General features: G+C 71.2%; 11 protein-coding genes. 5 read left to right on the plus strand and 6 right to left on the minus strand.

What is annotated here, in order from left to right; all coding sequences use genetic code 11:
- Positions 1–68: 68 nt before the first annotated feature.
- From EBN03_RS29050 to EBN03_RS29065, 4 genes are all read right to left on the minus strand, one after another.
- Positions 69–1,460: a S1 family peptidase gene (locus tag EBN03_RS29050; RefSeq protein WP_199743014.1), complete on the minus strand. Its 1,392-nt coding sequence runs from the start codon at positions 1,458–1,460 to the stop codon at positions 69–71.
- A gap of 172 nt (positions 1,461–1,632) precedes the next feature.
- The gene (locus tag EBN03_RS29055; protein WP_122191347.1) at positions 1,633–2,787 is read right to left on the minus strand and encodes a hypothetical protein; all 1,155 of its coding nucleotides are present in this window, start codon (positions 2,785–2,787) and stop codon (positions 1,633–1,635) included.
- A 65-nt stretch (positions 2,788–2,852) separates the two neighbouring features.
- Positions 2,853–5,495 (minus strand): LuxR C-terminal-related transcriptional regulator, encoded by a 2,643-nt coding sequence (locus EBN03_RS29060; RefSeq protein WP_122191348.1) that lies wholly within the window; start codon positions 5,493–5,495, stop codon positions 2,853–2,855.
- 7 nt (positions 5,496–5,502) lie between these two features.
- Entirely contained in the window at positions 5,503–7,311 is a 1,809-nt protein-coding gene (locus EBN03_RS29065) for an Hsp70 family protein (protein WP_158675773.1), read from the minus strand.
- A 383-nt stretch (positions 7,312–7,694) separates the two neighbouring features.
- Between EBN03_RS29065 and EBN03_RS33870 the strand changes: the two genes are divergently transcribed.
- From EBN03_RS33870 to EBN03_RS29105, 3 genes are all read left to right on the plus strand, one after another.
- Positions 7,695–13,403 carry an IniB N-terminal domain-containing protein gene (locus EBN03_RS33870; protein ID WP_147471746.1) on the plus strand — a complete coding sequence of 1,903 codons (5,709 nt, stop codon included), beginning with the start codon at positions 7,695–7,697 and terminating at the stop codon, positions 13,401–13,403.
- Between the two features lie 28 nt (positions 13,404–13,431).
- Positions 13,432–15,252 carry a dynamin family protein gene (locus EBN03_RS29100; RefSeq protein ID WP_122191388.1) on the plus strand — a complete coding sequence of 607 codons (1,821 nt, stop codon included), beginning with the start codon at positions 13,432–13,434 and terminating at the stop codon, positions 15,250–15,252.
- Positions 15,253–15,369: 117 nt separating this feature from the next.
- Entirely contained in the window at positions 15,370–16,959 is a 1,590-nt protein-coding gene (locus EBN03_RS29105; protein ID WP_407671264.1) for a dynamin family protein, read from the plus strand.
- A gap of 115 nt (positions 16,960–17,074) precedes the next feature.
- Here the strand turns inward: EBN03_RS29105 and EBN03_RS29110 are convergent, their stop codons facing one another.
- The gene (locus EBN03_RS29110; protein ID WP_122191355.1) at positions 17,075–17,398 is read right to left on the minus strand and encodes a hypothetical protein; all 324 of its coding nucleotides are present in this window, start codon (positions 17,396–17,398) and stop codon (positions 17,075–17,077) included.
- Between the two features lie 101 nt (positions 17,399–17,499).
- Positions 17,500–18,660, minus strand: a complete 1,161-nt coding sequence (locus EBN03_RS29115) for a zinc-binding dehydrogenase (RefSeq protein WP_122191356.1) — start codon at positions 18,658–18,660, stop codon at positions 17,500–17,502.
- Positions 18,661–18,985: 325 nt separating this feature from the next.
- Between EBN03_RS29115 and dnaK the strand changes: the two genes are divergently transcribed.
- Both dnaK and grpE read left to right on the plus strand, forming a co-directional pair.
- The gene (gene dnaK, locus EBN03_RS29120; RefSeq protein ID WP_122191357.1) at positions 18,986–20,827 is read left to right on the plus strand and encodes a molecular chaperone DnaK; all 1,842 of its coding nucleotides are present in this window, start codon (positions 18,986–18,988) and stop codon (positions 20,825–20,827) included.
- On the plus strand, positions 20,824–21,456 hold the full coding sequence (gene grpE / locus EBN03_RS29125; RefSeq protein WP_122191358.1) for a nucleotide exchange factor GrpE: 633 nt from the start codon (positions 20,824–20,826) through the stop codon (positions 21,454–21,456). Before dnaK ends, grpE begins: the two co-directional genes overlap by 4 nt.
- Positions 21,457–21,459 lie beyond the last annotated feature (3 nt).

The following is a 21,459-nucleotide window of genomic DNA, read 5'->3' on the forward strand; positions in this document are numbered from 1 at the left end:
GATCACCGCATGTCCGCCGGGTATTTGCGAACAATTCACGGGCTGTTGCGGGCACCGGAAGTAACGGCTCAGCCCGCGTTCTGCTGGATCCGCAGTTGCGCGCCCGCGCCGACCCCGCCGTTGGACGTGGCGTCCACATCGGCCAGGATCCGCCGGATCGGGATACCGAGCGACGCGGTACCGCCGTAGGCCGCCAGATCCAGGTTCGCCGCATTGCAGTCCTCGGATTCCGCCGTGTTCGAACCGCTCGTGATGCCCAGCGCCAGGGTGCCGGTCACGATCGGGCCGCCACTGTCACCACTGAGCGTGCAGGCGTTGGTGGCGAACCCGCGGATCGTGCGGGAATCACCCGAATCGGTGAACAGCTGCGTCTCGACATGGTCGGCGACCACGAAACCACAGGTGAACGTGGACGACTGGCCCGACTTGCAGACCGGGGCGCCGACCACCGGATCGGCCGTCCCGGTCAGGGTCAGGGTGGTGCCGTTGGCGCCGCGCACCGACGGCCGGTCCATCCCCGCGCGCACCGCGCGATCGGTCAGCTTGATCACCGAGTAGTCCAGCGCCGTGTTCCCGCCCAGCGTCGCCCGCGCGAAGTCACCGGCCTGCGGGCTCGCACCCAGGTTGTCCGGGTTCGGCACCCACACCGACGCCTTCTGGTCGGTGCCGTCGACCTTCGGGTCGCAGTGTCCCGCACTGATATTCAGCGGCGTTCCGGCCTGGTCGACCGCGTTGAAACCGAACGAGCACACCGTCACCTGCTGCAGCGCCGGGTCGTCGAGCGCCATAGGGGCCGTCACGTACGTGTCGCCACCCATCGGGCGGTTCTCCACCGGGCCGCCACCGTCCGGTGACAGCACCACCTTCACCGTGGCCACCAGCGTCGGCAGGTTCAGCAACTGACCGACCGTGCTGTTGGACACTATGACCACGAGCTGGCTGTTCAGGAAGTCGATCGCCACCGAGTTGATCGCCCGGCCCAGATCGAACGGCTGCTGGGCGATCCAGTCGTTCAGCTGGCCGGCGGCCGCCTCCAGATGGTTCGCCGACACCGGGGCCAGCCGGGTCTGATAGCCGGCCGCGGCCGCGACCTTCGCCGCGTCCATGGAGGTCACCGCGACCATCGGCTTACCGTCCGGAGTCAGCCAGGCGCCGGCGAAGTCGTCGGGCCGCTGGGCGCGGAAGTCGGCCGCGTAGGTGCGCAGCTCCTGCGCGCGCGCCGCGCGATCCAGGTACTCGGCGGGCGACATCTTCAGGTCGCGCTGAATGGCCTGCACCAGTTCCGGCGGCAGCTGGTCCGCGGTCAGCTGCGCGACCGGCACATCGGGATCCGCGCCGGCCGGCGCGGAAGTCAGCGAAGGACCCAGCAATAGTGCGGAAGCTAGCGCGGCCGCAGCCGATTTCGCAGCCACCCGTCGCGCGGGCGAGACGGTGGCGCGGCGGACTGGCAGCTCGAGCATGGGTTCCCTTCGTCAGGCACCCACAGGTGCCGGGTCCAGCGTGGGTCATGATCCGGTGCCCGGCAAAGCCCCCCACTGCGATGGTGAGCCGTGCTCGGTAAGAGCCGTTGACGACAACACGGGTCAGCGCACCACTCTAAGGCACCGACCGCGGAAAGGGGTCATTAAGGCGTCACGGGTATTGCCAGTGTGGGGAGGGCAGCGGAGGCGGCGGCGGAATCGGCGGAATCGGACTCAAAGGATAAGTCCACGTGGGTAATTGGCCGAGGCGGTTGGTCGTCGTCGGCACGCTCTGCGGCGGGCCCGCGGCGTCGGTGGAAGCGGGCGCCGTTGACGTCGTAGTGACATCACCGGGATCCGCCTCCTCGGTCACCGGAAGTGGCTCGGCGACCGTCGAATCCGGCGCCGCCGCCTCCGACGGCGCACCGGGCGGCGCGGATTCGGTCGCCGGCGCGGGCAGTTCGGTCGCGATCGACTGCGGCGACGCCGACGCCGCCGAAGACGGCCGCGCACCGGGCAGCGGTGTCGCCGGCGCCGGATGCCGGGAATTCAGCACCGCGGCCACCGCCACACCGCCCAGCAGCACACCGACCGCGGCCGCCGCCACGACCGGGTAGGTACCGCGGCGCCTGCTCCGCGCCGGGGGCGTGGCCGGGACCGCGGCCGCCGGCACCACCGTCGTCTCCGGCAACGCCACCGAATACGCCTGAGTGGGCGGCGGAGCGGTGAGCGTCGGCAGCACATCCGTCGAATCCAGGGCGTTCTCGGCCGGCGACGGATCCGGCGCCGCCGCACCAGCCGGCGTCGACAACACCGCCGCCAGCGCCGCTCGCGCCGCATCGTGCGCCAGCAGCAGGCCCGAGGCAGCACCCGCCGCGGTCAGCGAACTCGGCAGATCGGCCTCGCTGACCAGCACCACCGCCCGCAGACCCAGATAGTCCAGCGAACCCCGCAGTGCGGCCACCCGGGCAGCCGACCAGTCACCCGGATGGGTGGCGTAGACCTCGACCGCGCCCGACACCATCTCCGCGGTCAGTTCGATCAGGCAGAACAGCGCGGTCGCCACCATGTCCTCGCCGCGATACGCGTCACCGTCGTCGACGTGGACGCCCGCCGGATCACCGACCGAACTCGCGAACCCGCGCACGCTGTGGGTGTGCCCGGGCGGCGGAGTGCCACCGAGGACGGTGTCGCCGTCGTCGCTCATGTGCAGGATCGACGGCCGCACCAGGAACTGTGACTCGGAATCCGATTCGGCATCACCCACGGTGACGATTGCGGCGACCGACTCGTCGTCTGCGACGCGCAGGCCCACGCCAGTGGCCATCGTCGAATACCTCGCAATCGGTGTCTCGGTAGGTCTACCCCGCAATCCGTGGCACCCAGTGACCGTTACACGAGGAGTGAACCGTGACCCATGGCGCGCAACATCGACAATAACTCCGAGCGGCTACCCGCGCCGATGCGGCGGCGGATCCGCGCGACATGATGCTCCACGGTCTTGGCGGAGATGTACAGGCGAGCACCGATCTCGCGATAGGTCAGACCCAGCAGCACCAGCTCGGCAACCTCGCGCTCCCGCTCCGACAACACGTCATTGGCCGGCGCGACCCGCTGCTCGGGCGGCGGCGCCGCGGGTTCCGGCCGGACGACCGGGCGGACCTGGGGCCGCGCCTGCGCGCGGATCGTGCGCGCCAACTTCAGCAGTGTCGTCGCCGCAGCCGAATCACCCACCACCAGAGCGGCTTCCGACGCCAGCTTCGCCGCGTCCCAGCGTAAGCCGATGTCCGCCAAGCGAACCGCAGCTGCGGTGACGCGGTCGGGATCGACCTGGCCGCGCAGCATCAGCACCCAGTTGCGGCCCGCGTCGGCGAGGACCGCCGCATGCGGATCACCCGCTGCCGCAGCCTCTTTCAAACGGTGTGCGGGCGGAAGCAACTCGTCCGGCGAGCCCTTCGCGATCGCCGCCTGAATCGCATACCAGTGGAAGGCATTCGCCCACGCCGGCGGATCCGACAAGCGGCCCAACAGTTCCCGGGCGCCGTCGACCAGCGACAGCACCCGGCCCTCGTCGCGCAACCGGATCGCGGTCAGCCACAGTTCACCGATCGGCAAGAGCGCCAACAGATCCGGGCCCACCTCGTCGAGCAGCGGGTACGCCGACTCCCACGCCAAGGCCAGGGCCGCGTCGTCACCGCCGCGGCGGGCCAGGCCCGCCAGCACCCCGTGCGCGAGCAGCCGGTCGCGCGGCGGCAGTTCCGCCACGTCCACCTGCGACATCGTGGTCGCGGCGGCCTGCTCGTCACCGCCCAGCATCGACACCCACGCCGACAGCACCGGGGCCTGTGGATCCTTGGCACAGCCGCGCAGCGCGTCGGCCGCCCGGCGCGGCTCACCCATGCTCAGGCACAACAGCGTCGCGATCGCGGCCGACGAACACGGCAGCGAGCGTTCCGCGCCCGCCGCGCCGTTCGAACGGGCCGCCTGGATCAGGGCCGCCACCGCGGAACGAGTGCGCTCGCCACCCGCGTTCCGCGGCGGCGCGTCCGAGTCGAAACCGGCCAGCGACCACTCCTGGCGGTTCACCGGCGGCAGCGGCAACTGCACCTCGGCCACCGGGCCGGTCGTCACCGTGCGGGCCAGCGCGCCGGCGATCGTCGCCGAACGGACCGTCGTCTCGGTCGGGGGCCAGTGCACCGCCGACGCGGCGAACGCCGCCGCCTGCTCCGGTTCCCCGGACAGGTACAGCACCGTCGCGCCGTTCGCCCAGTCCGCGCCGACCCGGTGCGCGCCCAGCCAGCTGTACAACTGCGCGGCCCGGTTCATCAGACTTCGCCGCGCCCACACACCGGCGCAGGTTCGCACCGCCAGCGCCAGATCGGTGGGTGTCGGGGCCGGACCTGTTGCGTCCGTGGCGTTCTCGGGCGCGCACGCGCGGGCCAGCACCGGTTCGGCCAAGCGCAGCGCGGTGTCGCTGTCACCGGCGCGGGCGGCGGCATCGGCCCAGCGCACCGCGATCGCCTCCGGATCGGCACCCGCGGCGGCCGCGGCCCGGTAGTAGCGGAGCGCGTCGGCGCCGACCTTTTCCGCATGCGCACACAGGAATTCGGCCAAGCGCGGGTCCTGGACACCGGACTCCGCCAGCAGCAGCGCGGTGTGGTCGCGCAGCAGGCCCGTGTCGAGCCGGGTCTGCAACAAGCGGCGCTGCACGCTCAGGTAGCGACGGTCGCCCAGCAGGGTCCGCAGCGGTGCGACCGCCGGTTCCAGCAGTAGATCCGCGTCCGTCACCAGGGCGCCCGCGCGCGCGTCGTCGATCAGGGTCACCACGACGTCGCGGTCGACACCGAGCACCTCGGACAGTTCGTCGGAGTCCAGCCCGGCGCCCGTCGCCGCGACCGCCAGCACCTCCAGTAGCCGAGGATCGGTGTGGTTCAACAAGGTTCGAGCCCACTCCGTCACCGCTGCCTCGACCGCGGCGATCCCGCCGTCGAGCCGGGTCGCGGCCGCCGCGGTGAGCGCCGCCACCACACCGCTGTGGATACCCGCGGTCTGGCGGTGGATGTGCGCGGCCACCGCCCGCGGCACCATCATGCCCAGCTCCCGCGCGAACGGCGCGATATCGGCGACTCCCAGGGCGCGCAACTCCAGCACCCGGCCCCGCCGGGCCGTCGCGTCGGTCAGGGTGCGCAGCGCCTGATCGTGCGGATGCGGCCGGGTCGCCATCACCACCGTGCACGAACCGGATTCGACTGCCGCGCACAGCTTGTCGAGCTCGGGGGCGTCCAGGGTGTGCACGTCGTCGACGATCAGGGCACGTGGGCCGCTGCCGTTGAGCGCGGCCTCCATGTCCTCACACGCGGTGACCCCGTGCGCTCGCAGCCGGGCCCGGATCGCGCTCAGCAGCGTGGATTTCCCGGTGCCCGAACGGCCACGGATCAGATGGACCAACGGTTCCCCGTTCGCGAACTCGAGCTCGCGGAGAACCTCCCGGGCGCCCGGCAACGACTCGAGCGCGATCGCAGTGTTGTTGGTCATGGCAGCCTCATCGTGGCGCTCGGGACGTGGAGGTCTGCGGGGAGTTGCCCAGCAGACCGTTGACCGCGCCACCGACGGTGTTCGTGACACCGTCGACCGTGCCGTCCACCGTGTTGCCCAGGCCGTTCACCACGCCGCCGATCACGCCGGGCAGCGACGGGCCCTGCTGGGAAGGGGAGGGTGCGGGAGCGGGAGCCGGGGCAGGTGCGGGTGCCGGAGCGGGTGCGGGACCAGGTGCCGGGGCCGGCGCCGGGGCTGGGGCCGGGGCCGGGGCAGGCGCCGGAACAGGTGCTGCGGGAGCCGGTGCGGCGGGGTCGCCGCCGCTCACGACCGGTGGCTGCTGATCCGGGGCGGGCGCGCCGGCCGCCGGTGCGCTGCCCGGGGCTGCCGCGCCCGGAGCGGACTGGGCCGAGTTGCCGCCCGTACTGCCGGGCGCACCCGCCACGCCCCCGGGGTTGCCGTTCGGCGCCGGCGCGCCGGCCGCCGCACCCGATACCGGTGCGCCCGGCATGCCCGCCGGTACCGCAGCGCCCGGGGCGGCCGAGGTCGCGGCACCCGGTGCCGCCGAAGCCGCGGGGCTCGCCGGGGTGGTCGCCGAGGAGTTCCCGGTCGGGGAGTTCGAGAACACGGCCGTGCCCAGGGCCAAGGTGCCGGTGGCCAGCGCCGCCACGATCACCGCGCCGCCGCCGATCAAGGCCGTGCGCTGCCAGCGGTTGAAGCGTGGCTCCTTCTCGGGAACCGCCTCGGGTAGCGGCGGAACCTTCGGCCGCGCCATCTCCGCGGCCACCGCCTCCACCGTCGCCAGCGCCGCGACCGCCTCGGGCCGGGCGATCACGGTCGGGGCGGACTCGGCCGCCAGCGCCGGGATCGCGGCCGTGTTCTGGCCCTCCGCAAGCAGATCCGCGGCCAGCAGGGCCGCGCCGTGGGCGGCCGTCGTGCCCGGCGCCACATCCGACACCGTCGGCACCCCGAACTCGGCGGACACCAGTTCGGTCAGCAGCGGGATCGCGCCGCCGCCACCGGTCAGCAGTACGGCCGCCAGGTCGGTGCGGGCGATGTGCGCGCGCCGCAGCGCGGTGTGCACCAGGTCGAGCGAGTTCAGCAGGGTGCCGCGGAAGAGTTCCTCGAGTTCGTCGCGGACCAGGCGGACGTTGCGGGAGATACCCGGCAGCGCCACCTCCACCGTGGTGGCGGTGACCCGGGACAGATCCTCTTTCGCAATTCGGCAGCGGTCCCGCAAAGCGGCCAATTCCGATTCGACCGCGGGATCGAACGGGTCCAGATCGGTGTCGCCGACGGCATTTGCCAGAACATAACGCATGGTCAGCAGGTCGAATTCGGTGCCGGCGACCGAGGTCGTGCGGACCGGCTCGGCCAGCAGGCCCGGCTTCGGGCCCGCTTCCGCCACCGAAACCGTGAGCCCGGTGGTGCCCAGGTCGTAGACGACCACCACACCGGCGTGCGGTGCATTGTCGGCATCGGCCAGCCAGCGCAGCGCCGCCGTCGACTCGGGGACCAGGGCCACCGCATTCAGGCCGGCCCGGTCGAGGGCCGCCCGCTGGGCCTCCACGGTCTGCGGCGTCCACCACGCCGGGTAACCCGCGACAACACCTTCGCTGGGGCTCTTCACCATGACGCTGTCGATCACGTCGGCCACGAAATCGGCTGCTGCCACCGAGGATCCGTCGTCGCAGCGAATATCGACCGGGTCACCGACCCGGGTGAGAAGGCTGTGCGCCAGCTCCGGCGCCAGGCGCGGCGCAGTCGGCCGGACCTGAGCCTTCGCGCGGGTGCTGATACCGCCCGACGTCGTCACGGCGGTCGTATACGACGAACCCACCGTAACGCCGAGTGTCTGGCCCTGAGTCATCCGAGAACCCCTAGTCACTCGAACTGGGACGTTACTGTGAACGTCGCTGTTCCAACATAGTGCGCGTGCATTTTGTTCGAAACGGTTGACGTCCGTAACCATGCGGACACCACTCCGACCTACCCCGCCTGTCGGTTGCTGGGGGTTCCGCGTTACCGAGGTCGGAAAAACATGGGGAAATTCCCCTAATGCCGGTTCCACCCCCAACCCCGCCCCGGGGGATTTCGGGGGGCTCGACCCCGTTACCTGTAACGACTCGCGTTCGTAGCGTGAAAGTCAATTCGACTGCTGCGGGTCGCCCCGATCCGCCGATCCAGGAGACGATGACGATGAGCCCCAACGCGATTCTCGAGTTCATTCTCGGTTTGCTCCGTGACTCGGACGCGGCAGCCGGATTCTGTGCCAACCCCACCGCGTCCCTCAGTGCCGCAGGCCTCGAGTCGGTGACGCCGGAAGATATCGCCGCTGCCGCCCCGATGGTGGCCGAGTCGGCCTTGGTCAGCGGCGGGTCCCAGCTGGCGGCGATCGTCGCCGCGGCCTCCGGGGTGCCCGGTGCCGCGATCGACACCGGCGTGGGCGGCGGGATCGACACCGGGCTGACCGGTGGAATCGACACCGGACTCACCGGCGGCATCGATACCGGACTCACCGGCGGGATCGGTGGCGGTCTGAACCTCGGCGGGGGCGGCTCGGTCTCCGGTTCGGGTGGGTCCGCGGGCGGCCTGCAGATCGGGCTCGGCGGCATCTCCCTCCCCGGCCTGACCACGGTGGCGACCGTCACGCCCGGCGCGGGCATCGAGGTGGGTCTGGGCCCGATCGCGGCCGGACTCAGCGGTGCGGTCGCGGCCGGCATCCCCGTCGCCGCCGCCCTGACCGGCACCCTCAGCGGCGCCGAGAACGTGACCGCCGGCCTGGGCGCTTCCGCCGACGTCGGCCTGAGCGCGGTGACCGACGTGACCGCCGGCCTCGGTGCCGGAGTGGGTGCCGTCGGCGAGGCCGCGGCGGGCCTGGGCGCCGGACTGGCCGGGCTCGGCAGCGCCGGCGCGGCACTCGGTGCCGTCGGCAGTGCGGAGGCCGGACTCAGCGGTGTAGTGAACGGACTGGGTAGCGCGGCGGCTGGTGCCGGCGCTTCGCTGAGTGGCGTGGTGAATGAGCTCGGGAGTGCGGCGGCTGGTGCCGGTGGCTCGCTGAGTGGTGTGGTGAACGGGCTCGGAAGTGCGGCGGCGGGTGCCGGTGGCTCGCTGAGTGGTGTGGTGAACGGGCTCGGGAGTGCGGCGGCGGGTGCTGGCGCTTCGCTGAGTGGCGTGGTGAATGAGCTTGGTAGTGCGGCGGCTGGTGCTGGTGGCTCGCTGAGCGGCGTCGTGAACGGGTTGGGAAGCACGGTCGGTGGGGTGGGCGGCGGCCTGAGTGGTGTCGTCAATGGACTCGGTAGCGCGGAGACCGGGCTCGGTGCCTCGCTGAGCGGGGTGGCCAATGGGCTCGGTAGCGCGGTCGGTGGCGTCGAGAGCGGTGCCGGTGGTGCGCTCGGTGGTGTCGTCAACGGTCTCGGTGGTGCGGTCGGAGGTGTCACGGCGGGTGCCGGCGGTGCGCTCGGTGGCGTGGTGAACGGACTCGGCAGTGCGGCGGCCGGACTGGGCGGCGAGCTGTCGGCGGGTGCGAGCGCTGGCGCCGGTGCGGCCGGCGGACTGGCCGCCGCCCTCGGCGGGGCGTCGAACCTGGGCGGTCAGCTCGGTGCGCAGCTCGGTGGCGGGCTCTCCGGTGAGGCGGGCCTCGGTTCCGCCGCCGGCCTTACCGGCGGGCTGAGTGGTGTCGCGGGTGCCGCGGGAAGTGCGGCCGCCGGTCTGGGTGGTGCGCTGTCCGGTGCAGCCGGCGCGGGCGCCGGATCCGCCGCGGGCCTGAACGCCGCCCTCGGCGGATTCGCCGGTGCCGCAGCCGGACTCGGCGCGGACCTCACCGGTAGCGCAACCGCGGGCCTCGGTGCCGCGGCGGGCGCCGCCGGAAACCTCGCCGCGGGCCTGAGCGGCGCGGCGGGCGCCGGACTGGGTTCCGCGGCCGGTCTCGGTGGGTCGGTCTCCGGTGAAGCAGGTGCCGGACTGGGTTCCGCAGCGGGTCTGTCGGGCGGGCTGAGCGGTCTCGCCGGTGCCGCGGGAAGTGCGGCCGCCGGTCTGGGTGGCGCGCTGTCCGGTGAAGCGGGCGCGGGCCTCGGTGCCGCGGGAAGCGCCGCGGCCGGACTGGGCGCTGCGGTCGGCGCCGGTGTCGGTTCCGCAGCAGGCCTCGGTGGGTCGCTGTCGGGTGAAGCAGGTGCCGGACTCGGATCTGCCGCCGGTTTGTCGGCAGGTCTGAGTGGGCTTGCCGGTGCCGCGGGCAATGTCGCAGCGGGTCTGGGCGGCGCGTTGTCCGCGGAAACCGGTGCTGGCCTGGGTATCTCGGGCAGCGCCGGACTCGGTTCTGCCGCCGGTGCGGCCGGGTCGGCTGAAGCGGGTCTTGGTGCCGCGGGTAGCGCTGCTGCGGGTTTGGGTGGCGCGCTTTCTGGCGCCGCGGGTGCGGGTCTGGGTGGTGCGGTCTCCGGATTGGCCGGCGCGGGTGCGGGTTTGGGTGGTGCGCTTTCCGGTGGTGCCGAAGCTGGTCTCGGTGGTTCGGCTGAAGCGGGTCTTGGTGCCGCGGGTAGCGCTGCTGCGGGTTTGGGTGGCGCGCTTTCTGGCGCCGCGGGTGCGGGTCTGGGTGGTGCGGTCTCCGGATTGGCCGGCGCGGGAGCAGGTTTGGGTGGTGCGCTCTCCGGAAGTGCGGAAGCGGGTCTCGGTGCTGCGGGGAGTGCCGCCGCTGGGTTGGGCGGCCTCGTATCCGGTAGCGCGGACGCCGGGCTCGGTGCCGTGGGTAGTGCTGGTGCCGCCGGTAGCGCGGCCGCCGGCCTCGGTGGTCTGGTCTCGGGTAGTGCGGGCGCCGGTCTGGGTTCTGTTGTCGGCGCTACCGGTAACGCAGCTGCTGGTCTCGGTGGACTTGTTTCGGGCAGTGCTGACGCCGGTCTCGGTGGTTCGGCGGAAGCCGGTCTGGGATCTGCGGCTGGTTTGGGTGCCGCGGGTAGTGCCGGATTGACCGGTGCGCTCGGGAGCGCGGCGAATGCGGCCGCTGGTCTGGGTGGCGGGCTTTCGGGTGCTGTCGGTGCGGCCGCCGGTTCCGCCGGGAGTGCGGCAGCCGGTCTGGGCGGCATCGTTTCGGGTAGCGCGGATGCCGGGCTCGGGGCAGCTGGGAACCTCGCTGCCGGTCTGGGCAGCGCGGCCGGTCTGGCTGGGAATGCGGCTGCGGGACTTGGTAGTTCGGCGGAGGCGGGCCTGGGCGGCGCGATCTCGGGAGCTGCGGGCGCCGGTGCCGGGTTGGGCGGTGCCCTCTCCGGTGGTGCCGAAGCCGGCCTCGGCGGTTCCGCCGGTGCGGGCCTCGGGTCGGCGGCTGGTCTGGGCGCTGCGGGCAGCGCCGGATTGAGCGGTGCGCTCAACGGCGCGGCGAATGCAGCTGCCGGTCTCGGCGGCAGTGTTTCGGGTGCGGCCGGCGCCGGTCTCGGTTCGGCTGCGGGTGCTGCTGGTAGTGCCGGTGCTGGTCTCGGCGGGCTCGTATCTGGTAGTGCGGGTGCGGGCTTGGGTTCCGCTGTAGGCGCTGCGGGGAACGCCGCCGCCGGTTTGGGTGGTGCGTTGACCGGTAGTGCTGATGCCGGTGTCGGTGCCGCCGGTAGTGCCGGTGCTGGTCTCGGCGGCCTTGTATCCGGTAGTGCGGGTGCGGGTTTGGGTTCCGCTGTAGGCGCTGCGGGGAACGCCGCTGCCGGTTTGGGTGGTGCGTTGACCGGTAGTGCTGATGCCGGTGTGGGTGCTGCTGGTAGTGCCGGTGCTGGCCTGGGTGGCCTTGTATCCGGTAGTGCGGACGCCGGGCTCGGTGCCGCGGGTAGTGCCGGTGCCGCTGGGAGCGCAGCCGCCGGCCTCGGCGGTCTGGTGTCCGGAAGCGCCGGTGCGGGTTTGGGTTCGGCTGCGGGTGCTGCGGGGAACGCGGCTGCGGGTTTGGGTGGTGCGTTGACCGGTAGTGCTGATGCAGGTGTCGGTGCTGCTGGGAGTGCCGGTGCTGGCCTGGGCGGCCTTGTATCAGGTAGTGCGGGTGCGGGTTTGGGTTCGGCTGCAGGTGCTGTGGGTAATGCTGCTGCTGGCCTCGGCGGTCTGGTGTCCGGAAGCGCCGGTGCGGGTTTGGGTTCGGCTGCCGGTGCCGCCGGTAACGCGGCTGCCGGTTTGGGTGGTGCGTTGACCGGTAGTGCTGATGCAGGTGTCGGTGCTGTGGGTAATGCCGCCGCTGGCCTCGGCGGTCTTGTGTCCGGAAGCGCCGGTGCGGGTTTGGGTTCGGCTGCCGGTGCCGCCGGTAACGCGGCTGCGGGCTTGGGTGGTGCGTTGACTGGCAGTGCTGATGCGGGTGTGGGTGCTGCCGGTAGTGCCGGTGCTGGCCTCGGTGGGCTCGTATCCGGTAGTGCGGGTGCGGGCTTGGGTTCCGCTGTAGGCGCTGCGGGGAACGCCGCTGCCGGTTTGGGTGGTGCGTTGACCGGTAGTGCGGGAGCTGGGCTCGGTGCTGCGGCGGGGGCCGGGAGCAGTGTCGGGGCGGGGCTGGGGAGTTCGGCTGGGCTGGGCGGTGGTCTCAGTGGGGCTGCGGGTAGTGCCGGTGGTGGGCTGTCCGGCGCTTTGAGTGGTGCGGCGAATGCGGCTGCTGGACTTGGTGGTTCGGTTTCGGGTGCTGCGGGAGCGGGCGCTGCCGGGAGTGCGGCGGCGGGGCTCGGTGGGGCTGCGGCTTCCGGGCTGAGCGGTGTGGCGGGGGCCGGGGCGGGACTGGCCGGCGTGGCCAATGCCGGGCTCGCGGCCGCGGCCACCGGATCGGCGCACACCGGTGCCGACCTCTCCGGTGCCTTGAGCGGTGCTGCGGATGGCGGGTTCAGCTCGGTGCTGCCGGGCGGTAGCAGTGCGGGGAGTGCGAGCAGTGGTTTGGACACCGCGCTGCACACCGGGACGACCGGTGGTCTGGGCGCGGTGCTGCAGGGTGCCGCCGGTGCGACCGGGGGTGTGAACTCGGCGCTGCACGGCGGTGCGGATGCGACCGGTGGTCTGAACGCCGCGCTGCAGGGTGCGGGTAGTGCGAGTGGCGGACTGGATTCGGCGCTGCACGGCGGGGCCGATGTGACCGGCGGCTTGAACGCCGCGCTGCAGGGTGCGGTCGGTGCGGGTTCCGGGTTGGACACTTCGCTGCACTCGGGTGCGACCGGCGGACTGACCTCGGCGCTGCAGGGCGCGGCCGGCAACGTGAATGCCGCCGTGCAGGGCGCGGGCAGTGCCGGTGGCGGTCTGGATTCGGCGCTGCACGCTGGTTCGGATGTGACCGGAAGCGCGGCCGGCAACGTGAATACCGCGGTGCAGGGTGCGGCGGGTGCCGGTGGTGGTCTGGATTCGGCGCTGCACGCTGGTTCGGGTGTGACCGGGAGTGCGGCTGGTGGTTTGAATGCCGCGGTGCAGGGTGCGGCCGGTGGTGGTGTGGATTCGGCGCTGCACGCTGGTTCGGATGTGACCGGGAGTGCGGCCGCTGGTGCTGGTGCGGGTTCGGGTTTGGACACCTCGCTGCACGCGGGTGGTGACGCTGCCGGTGGTCTCACCTCGGCGTTGCAGGCGCACGGTGGGGCCACCGGCGGGCTCGAGTCGGCGTTGTCCGGCGGTGCGGGGGCGGCCGGGGGAGCGGCTGCCGGTGGTGCGGTCGACACCGGGATCCACGGGCTCACTGGGGCCGGCGCGAATGCGGCGGTGGGGGCCGGAGCGGCCAATCCGTGGTCGACGGTGGATGTTTCGCACACCTTCGGCACCGTCGACCCGAGTGCGGTGACGCACAACCCGGTCGACAGCGCGCTCGGCGGGACCGGCGCGGTGACCGGCGGCGTGCACGCCGACCCGCACGCGGCCGGCGTCGACCCGCACATCGCCCCGGCGGGTGGCGAACACGCCGCCGGTGACCTCGGCGGCCTGCTGCACTGAGATCGAGGAGTAGACAGGAACCGTGGAGGTGACCACTGTCCCGAGCAAGACCGGCGCACCCGCGCCGGTCTTGCTGACGGCCCTGGAAGAGACCCTGACCGCGGCCCGCAGTGCCAACCGGGGCGACCTGGTCGAGCGCCTGCGGGCCCTGGTCGAACGGGTCCGGGATCCCCGCCGCCGCATCGTGGTAGTGGGGCTCGGCAACCAGGGCAAGAGCCAATTCGTCAACGCCCTGCTCGATGTCGAGCTCTGCCCGGTCGGCGACGACACGACCACGACGGTGCCGCTGCTGCTGGCACACGGGCTGCGGACCGAGGCACATCTCGTGCTGTCCGAACCGGCTGGGCAGCGAGTTCCGTTGGCATTGCCGGACATTCCCGCGGTGCGGCCCCGTACCCCCCACGGCCAGGTGGCGCGGGTGGAGATCGCCGCGCCGAACGCTCTGCTCGCGGACGGCATCGTCCTGGTCGACACGCCGGCCGTGGGGGGTCAGGGGGCGGCGGGCGCGATGAGTTTCCTGCCGACCGCGGACGCGGTGCTGGTCGTGTCGGACGCGTCCACCGAACTCACCGAACCGGAGCTGGAACTGCTGCGCCGCGTGCGCGAGTTGTGTCCCGCGGTGGCGCTGGTGCTGGCCAAGACCGACCTGTACCCGCACTGGCGGCAGGTGTGCGAGGCCGATGCCGCGCATCTGGCGCGGGGCGGGGTGGACGTTCCGATCATCCCGGTGTCGTCGCTGCTGCGGACCCACGCGCTGCGTTTGCAGGACGAGCAGCTGGGCCGCGAGTCGGGTTTCGGTCTGCTCTACGACTTCCTGCGGGTCCAGGTGGTGGCGCGTGACCAGGCGGAGACGGTGCACGCCGTGGCCGTCGACATTTCCTCCGCCGCAGAACATCTGGCGCTCGCGCTGGGTAGTGAGTTGGTGGCGCTGAAGGATCCGGAGCAGGGTGCCGCCGCGATCGCCGAACTGCGCACCGCGAAGATCGCCGCCGAGGACCTGCACCGGCGCACCGCGACCTGGCAGCAGACGCTGAGCGACGGCGTCACCGATCTGGCGGGCGATATCGATCACGATCTGCGGGAACGACTTCGGGGCGTCGGCCGCACGGCCGAAGAATGGCTCGACGCCAACGATCCGGGCAAGCACTGGGAGCGGATGCGCGAATGGCTCACCGGCACAGTCGATACCGCGCTCGGTGACAATCTGCTGTGGACTCACACCCGCGCGCTGGCTTTGGCGGAACGGGTCGCCGAGCACTTCGTGGAGTTCGGCGGCGTCGACCTGCCCAATGTGAAAACCGGTCTGCAACCTGAGGATTCGAAGGTCGAGTCGGTGACCCTGTCGGATCTGGAACCTGATCTGGGGCTGGGGCACAAGCTGCTGGTCGGGATGCGCGGCTCCTACGGCGGCATGGTGATGGTCGGCCTGGTCAGTACCGTCGCCGGTCTGGCGTTGATCAATCCGATCTCGCTCGGCGCCGGTATGTTGCTGGGCGGCAAGGCGTTCCGTGACGATCAGCAGGAGCGGCTGGCGCGGCGCCGGGCGACGGCGAAGCTGGCGGTCCGGCAGTTCCTCGACGATGTCGGGTTCCAGGCGGGCAAGGAGTCCCGCGACCGGTTGCACCGGGTGCACCGGGTGCTGCGCGATCACTTCAGCGGGATAGCCGAGCGCAGTCTGCGCTCGATCAACGATTCGCTGCAGGCGGCTCAGGACGCGGCCGGTGTGGAGTCCGCGCGGCGGGCCGAGCGGGCGGCGGAACTGGAGCGGCAGCTGCGCATCGTGGCCGAGTTGCGGCGGTACGCCGAGACCATGTTGGACGCTCGACCAGCGGCGGCGCTCCCCGGGTGATTCGCGTGTTTCGTCCCGAATCGCCACCGTGGCGAACTCGGTTACAGTGACCGAGTGAATTCGGAGTTCACCGCCGCCGGGCGGCATCGTCGCGAGCCCGAGCCAGGCCTTCGAACTGTGGGTATCCCGGTCGCCGCGCCCGCCGGCGGCCTGGTCGAGCAGGCCCGCGAGCTGGTCGCGCGGGCCCGGTCCGCGTTCCCGGAACTGTCCCGTCCGGGCCGGCAGCTCGCCGACTGCGCCGAGCGCCTGCAGCAGCCGCTGCGGGTCGCGCTGGCCGGTCAGCTCAAGGCCGGCAAATCGACGCTGCTGAACGCGCTCGTCGGCCAGGACATCGCGCCCACCGACGCCACCGAGTGCACCCGCATGGTCACTTGGTATCGGCACGGCCTGGCGCCGCGGGTGTCGGCGCTGTCGGCCGACGGCGCGCGCGCCGACGTGGCGGTGCGCCGCGTACCGGGCGCGGACGGTCTGCCGGGGGCGCACGGCCTCAGCTTCGATCTGTCCGCGCTGCGCTGGTCGGCGCCCGGATTGCACGAGGTCGACCACCTGGAGGTCGAGTGGCCCGCCGCCGACCTGGCCGGCACCACGGTCATCGACACCCCCGGCACCTCGTCGCTGTCGCGGGAGGTCTCCCAGCGCACCACGGCCCTGCTGATGCCGGGCGCGGACGGTTCCGGCGCCAGGCGGGTGCTGCCGCCGCGGGCGCCCGCCGACGCGCCGCACACCGTGTCGTCGGGTGTCGACGCGGTCGTCTACCTGCTGCGCCGGCTCGACGACGTCGATATCGACTTCCTGGAGGCGCTGGGCGCCCACCAGGGCGAGAGTTTCGGTGGACCGCTGGGCGTGATCGGTGTGGTGTCGCGCGCCGACGAGATCGGTTCGGGCCGACTGGACGCCCTGCAGTCGGCCCGCGACGTGGCGTCGCGGTTCGCCGGGGAACTCGAACGAACCGGGTTGTGCCAGGCGGTGATTCCGGTGGCCGGCCTGCTCGCGTACGCGGCGGCGACCTTGCGCCAACGCGAATTCGACGCGTTCGAGGCACTGGCCGGGGTGCCGATCCTGGAGCTCGACGCGGCGATGCTGTCGGCGGACCGGTTCGCCCGTCCCGATCTGCCGCTGCCGGTGGCGCCGGAACTGCGGGCGCATCTGGCGGCCCGGTTCGGCATGTTCGGTATCCGGTTGGCCATCAAGCTGATCCAGTTCGGTGCACGCGATTCCTCGCTGCTGGCACAGGAATTGACCAAGCGTTCCGGCCTGGACGAATTGCGCGGGGTGCTCGACATCCAATTCGCGCAGCGCGCCGATCAATTGAAGGCGCATTCGGCGTTGACCGCGCTGGCGCGAGTGTTGACCGAGCATCCGGGCAGCGACGCGGACAGCCTGCTGCCGCAGGTGCGTTCGCTGCTGGCCGATGTACACGGGTTCGCCGAGTTGCGCTTGCTGGCGCGGCTGCGGACAGCCGAATTACCGTACGGGCCTGCGGATATCGCGGAACTGCATCTGCTGCTGGGTGGTTCGGGGCTCGCGCCACACGTGCGCCTGGGCCTGCCGCCGACCGCTTCGGCCGCCGAGGTGCACGAGCACGCACTCGCCGCGGTCCGGAAGTGGCGGGGCCGGGCGGGGCACCCGCTGGCGGATCAGTTCACCGCGCAGGCGGCGCGGACCGCTGTCCGCAGCGCGGAAGGTATTGCGGCGCAGGTCGGTTAGCTCCGAGGCGGCGCCTCTCGTTCGCCGTCGACGGACAAGTGCTCGCCGAGCCGACCGGCCGAGCTACCTCGGAGATGGTCGGGCCTGCCCAGGTGTGGCGGGCCCGACCGAACCGTCACAGGTTGAGGTCGCTGTTGCAGACCGGGGCGGCGCCCGGGGGCAGGTACGGCGCGGAGTACTGCGAACCGGCGCCACCGAAGATGCACACCAGGTCGGCCAGCAACGGGCTGGCGGGGTAGACGGCGCCGGCGAGCCCGTTCGCCGAGCCGAAGGATTTCATGAAGGCGCTGTAGGTGCCCGACAGCGAGCCGGACATCGAGCTGCTTCCGGTGTCGGATGTGGTCGGGGTGGTATCGGCCGAGGCGGCGCCGGTACCGGCGACCACGGCGGCGCCGATGGCCAGGGAGACGAACATGGTGCGAGACATCGTGGCGATCATGCGGCCGACTCTATTGCGTACAGCATTGTCTGTATACGCTTCGGCCCGCCCCCAATTTTGGGGTCTTGCAACAGCTTTCGCGCTCCTACCAGCAACTTCCCTTAGACGTCGGTGACCGCGCTGCTCGGGTCGATCAGGATCTTCGCGTGCCGCTCCGGGTTACCGAGAGCGGTGAAAGCCGCTGCGACGCCGTCCAATCCGACGGTTCCGGTGATCAGCGGTGCCGGATCGACCCGCCCGTCGGCCAGCATGTGCAGGGTGTCACGGAACTCGCCCGGGTCGTAGCCGAGGACGAACCGGACGTCGATCTCCTTGTTGATCGCCATCGCCGGATGGAAGGTATCCGCCTGCATGCACACCCCCACGACCACGACGCGGCTCAACGGCGGTGCGGCGGTGAGGATTCCGTCGATCATGCCGGGCACGCCGACACATTCGAAGACAACCGGGCCGCTGGGCGCGGCGTTCAGGGCGTGCAGGCCGCGGAACAGGTACCACCAGGGCAACTGCGGGACCGCGCGCAGCCGGTCCATGGTGTCGAAGCCGAGGTTGAGGACATCGGTGACGCCGGTGATCCGGGGCGGGCGCGCTGCGGCGCCGAACGGGTCGGTATCGCGCGGGTCGACGACCACGTCGGCGCCGCAGCGGGCCGCCAGTTCGCGGCGGCGCGGTGACAGGTCGGAGGCGACCACCGTGCGCACGCCGGCGGCCTTCAGCATCGAGATCACGGCGAGCCCGATCGGCCCGCAGCCGATTACGAACGCGGTCTCGCGCTTGCCGATTCGGCTGCGGCGCACCGCATGCCAGGCGACGGCCATCGGTTCGGTCAGTGCCGCGTGTTCGGCGGAGAGCCCGTTGGGGATCGGGAACGTCATCGATTCCTGGACCACGACCTGTTCGGCGTAACCGCCGGGCGCGGGTTCGGCGAGGCCGGTCAGCTGCGGTGTGCGTCCTTCGCGCCGGATCGGCAGCGCCACGACCGGAGTGCCGGCCTTCCAGCGGCGGCGGGTACCGGGCCCGTATTCGGCTATCTCACCGCTGAATTCGTGGCCGAGCACGATCTGCTGATCGGAGCGCATGAACTGCGGGTAGCCGACGGCGGCGGCCAGGTCGGCGAGGTCGTCGCAGTGGGTGCGGGCGTGTAGGTCGGAGCCGCAGATGCCGCAGCGGCTGACGGTCAGAAGAAGCTGTCCGGGGCCGGGGCGGGGAGTGGGGATGTCCGCGACGTCGAGTCGGCCGTTGCTGCACAGAACTGCCCTCATGTCGGCACGGTACCGTGCGGTTGTGCGACTACTTTGTGATGTGCGTCACATATATCGGTATGGCGGGAATGGGCTTTCGGGGTGCCGGGTTGTCCACTTCGACAACATTGAGTCGATGTCACTCAACTTTGCGGTTGACTCCGGATCGCCGGAGGAGCAAGATTGAGCCGACCACGCTCAGTATTGCTGGGACCGTGCTCCGTGCGGTGTTGGGGTCAGGTCCGATGAAGTCCGCGAGGGCTTCCACGGCAGGGCTTCCGCAGCAAGGCAACCCGCCCTGCTACCCACACAAGTTTTCGTCGTAATACCTCAGGGAGGAACAACAATGGCTCGTGCGGTCGGTATCGACCTCGGGACCACCAACTCGTGCATCGCCGTGCTGGAAGGCGGCGAGCCGAAGGTTATCGCCAACTCGGAGGGGTCCCGGACCACCCCGTCGATCGTCGCCTTCGCCAAGAACGGTGAGGTGCTGGTCGGCCAGCCCGCGAAGAACCAGGCGGTGACGAACGTCGACCGCACCATCCGGTCGGTCAAGCGCCACATGGGTGACGGCAGCTGGCACGTCGACATCGACGGCAAGCAGTACACCCCCCAGGAGATCAGCGCCCGGGTGCTGATGAAGCTCAAGCGCGACGCCGAGGAGTACCTGGGCGAGGAGATCACCGACGCGGTGATCACCGTCCCGGCCTACTTCGAGGACGCGCAGCGGCAGGCCACCAAGGAAGCCGGCCAGATCGCCGGCATGAACGTGCTCCGCATCGTCAACGAGCCGACCGCGGCCGCGCTGGCCTACGGCCTGGACAAGGGCGACAAGGAACAGACCATCCTCGTCTTCGACCTCGGTGGCGGTACCTTCGACGTCTCGCTGCTGCAGATCGGCGACGGTGTCGTCGAGGTCAACGCGACCGCCGGTGACAACCACCTCGGTGGTGACGACTGGGACAACCGCATCGTCAACTGGCTGGTCGACAAGTTCAAGGGCACCTCGGGCATCGACCTGACCAAGGACAAGATGGCCCTGCAGCGGCTGCGTGAGGCCGCCGAGAAGGCGAAGATCGAGCTGTCGTCCTCGCAGTCGACCTCGATCAACCTGCCCTACATCACCGTGGACGCGGACAAGAACCCGCTGTTCCTCGACGAGCAGCTCACCCGGGCCGAGTTCCAGAAGATCACCTCCGATCTGCTGGACCGCACCCGCAAGCCGTTCCAGCAGGTCATCAAGGACGCCGGCATCTCGGTCGCCGACATCGACCACGTCGTGCTGGTCGGTGGTTCCACCCGTATGCCCGCCGTCACCGACCTGGTGCGCGAGCTGACCGGTGGCAAGGAGCCCAACAAGGGCGTCAACCCGGACGAGGTCGTCGCCGTCGGTGCCGCCCTGCAGGCTGGTGTGCTCAAGGGCGAGGTCAAGGACGTCCTGCTGCTCGACGTGACCCCGCTGTCGCTGGGCATCGAGACCAAGGGCGGTGTGATGACCAAGCTCATCGAGCGCAACACCACCATCCCCACCAAGCGGTCGGAGACCTTCACCACCGCCGACGACAACCAGCCGTCGGTGCAGATCCAGGTCTTCCAGGGTGAGCGCGAGATCGCTGCGCACAACAAGCTGCTCGGATCCTTCGAGCTGACCGGCATCCCGCCGGCTCCGCGCGGCGTGCCGCAGATCGAGGTCACCTTCGACATCGACGCCAACGGCATCGTGCACGTCACCGCGAAGGACAAGGGCACCGGCAAGGAGAACACGATCAAGATCCAGGACGGCTCCGGCCTGTCCAAGGAGGAGATCGACCGCATGGTCCGCGACGCCGAGGCGCACGCCGCCGAGGACAAGGCCCGCCGCGAGGAGGCCGAGACCCGCAACCAGGCCGAGTCGCTGGTGCACCAGACCGAGAAGTTCATCAAGGACAACGAGGACAAGGTGCCCGCGGATGTGAAGTCCAAGGTCGAGGCGGCCATCGCCGAGGCCAACGAGGCGCTGAAGGGTCAGGACATCTCCGCCATCAAGTCCGCGGTGGAGAAGCTGGCGACCGAGTCGCAGGCGCTGGGCCAGGCCATCTACGACGCTTCGGCGGCGGAGAGTGCCGGCCACACCGATGGTGCGACCCCGCAGTCCGACGACACTGTGGTCGACGCCGAGGTGGTCGACGAGGAGCCCGGTCAGAAGTGACAACCCCGAATCCGAAGAACGAGTCGCTCGGCGACGAGACGGCGGCTGGGGCGTCGACACCGGCTCCGCCGGAACCGGCAACCGCAGCGGCGCCCGAGGAACTCTCGGACGCCGCGCCGGCGGAACCGTCCGGCGAAGAGCTGGCCGACACGATCAGTTCCGAATTGGCCGAGCGCACAGCCGATCTGCAGCGCCTGACCGCCGAATACGCCAACTATCGCCGTCGGGTCGAGCGGGACCGCAAGTCCGCGATCGACGGCGCCAAGGCGGCCGTGGCGGCCGAGTTGCTGCCGGTGCTCGACGACCTGGACCGCGCGCGTGCGCACGGCGACCTGGAGTCGGGCCCGCTGAAGTCGGTGGCCGACAAGCTCACCGACGCCCTGCGCAAGACGGGGCTCGAGGAGTTCGGTGTGACGGGCGAGCCGTTCGACCCGACGCTGCACGAGGCCGTGCAGCACGAGGGCGACGGACACAACCCGGTGCTCGGCGTGGTGATGCGCAAGGGATATCGGTTCGGCGATCGGGTACTCCGCCCGGCGCTGGTCGGTGTCACCGACGGCATCACGGATCCGGCGGAGGAGCCGGATTCCTCGAACGCTGGCAGCCATGCCGGCCCCGACGAACAGTAAGCC

The sequence above is a fragment of the Nocardia stercoris genome (genome assembly GCF_003696265.1).
Classification (GTDB): Bacteria; Actinomycetota; Actinomycetes; order Mycobacteriales; family Mycobacteriaceae; genus Nocardia; species Nocardia stercoris.

Excerpts from the sequence above, each read along its gene's own strand:
- EBN03_RS29050 (WP_199743014.1), bottom strand. The coding sequence starts at position 1,460 with ATGCTCGAGCTGCCAGTCCGCCGCGCCACCGTCTCGCCCGCGCGACGG.
- EBN03_RS29055 (WP_122191347.1), bottom strand. The coding sequence starts at position 2,787 with ATGGCCACTGGCGTGGGCCTGCGCGTCGCAGACGACGAGTCGGTCGCC.
- dnaK (WP_122191357.1), top strand. The coding sequence starts at position 18,986 with ATGGCTCGTGCGGTCGGTATCGACCTCGGGACCACCAACTCGTGCATC.
- EBN03_RS29115 (WP_122191356.1), bottom strand. The coding sequence starts at position 18,660 with ATGAGGGCAGTTCTGTGCAGCAACGGCCGACTCGACGTCGCGGACATC.
- EBN03_RS29060 (WP_122191348.1), bottom strand. The coding sequence starts at position 5,495 with ATGACCAACAACACTGCGATCGCGCTCGAGTCGTTGCCGGGCGCCCGG.
- EBN03_RS33870 (WP_147471746.1), top strand. The coding sequence starts at position 7,695 with ATGAGCCCCAACGCGATTCTCGAGTTCATTCTCGGTTTGCTCCGTGAC.
- EBN03_RS29110 (WP_122191355.1), bottom strand. The coding sequence starts at position 17,398 with ATGATCGCCACGATGTCTCGCACCATGTTCGTCTCCCTGGCCATCGGC.